Annotated in this window: 1 protein-coding gene; it reads left to right on the top strand. The window is 72.1% G+C overall.

The window, feature by feature from the left end; genetic code table 11:
* Positions 1 to 58: 58 nt before the first annotated feature.
* A partial coding sequence (locus ADL01_RS22650; protein ID WP_053743862.1) for an ABC transporter permease occupies positions 59 to 700 on the top strand: 642 nt, incomplete at its 3' end.

Here is a 700-nt window from a genome sequence, read left to right as displayed (position 1 = left end):
TGGAGTACCACGGCACGACGACCGGCATCGACACCCTCGCGGCCGACGGGAGGGCGGCATGAGCACCCTCACCGCGCCCGTCGAGACGGCCCCGGCCGGACCCGCTCGCCCCGCCTACCGGGTGACCGGACGGCGGGTGCTGTCCTCGGAATGGGCCAAGCTCTGGTCGCTGCGTTCGACGTGGATCACCCTGGGCCTCGGCCTGCTGTTCCTCGTCGCCTTCGGACTGATCGCGTCGAGCCGCTACAAGTCCGGGATCGGCTCCGCTCACATGGACCCCGACTTCGCCGCCTCGACGGCCGTGAGCCTGTCCCTTTTCGGCACCCACTTCGCCCAGCTCGCCGTGGGCGTGCTCGGCGTGCTGGTCACCGCCGGTGAGTACTCCACCGGCATGATCCGCTCGACGTTCGCGGCCGTACCGCGCCGGCTGCCCGTGCTGTGGTCCAAGGCGGCCACGTTCGGGCTGGTCGCGCTGGTGGTCGGCCTCCTTGGCGCGTTCGTCGCCTTCGGGTTCGGCAGCGGCATCGTCTCCGGCACCCCGGCCGCGATGAGCCTGACCCACGCGGGAGTCGTACGGAGCCTGCTGGGCGCCGGGCTCTATCTCGGCCTGGTCGGCGTGATCGGCACCGCGCTGGGCGCGCTGCTGCGGTCGGTGGCCGGCGGCATCTCGGTGCTGGTCGCCACGCTGATGCTGATCCCG

It is taken from the genome of Streptomyces sp. NRRL WC-3618 (assembly GCF_001280005.1).
In the GTDB taxonomy this organism is placed as follows: domain Bacteria; phylum Actinomycetota; class Actinomycetes; order Streptomycetales; family Streptomycetaceae; genus Streptomyces.
Note: the sequence above shows the minus strand (reverse complement) of the source record. Positions and strands in the feature narration are given on the sequence as shown.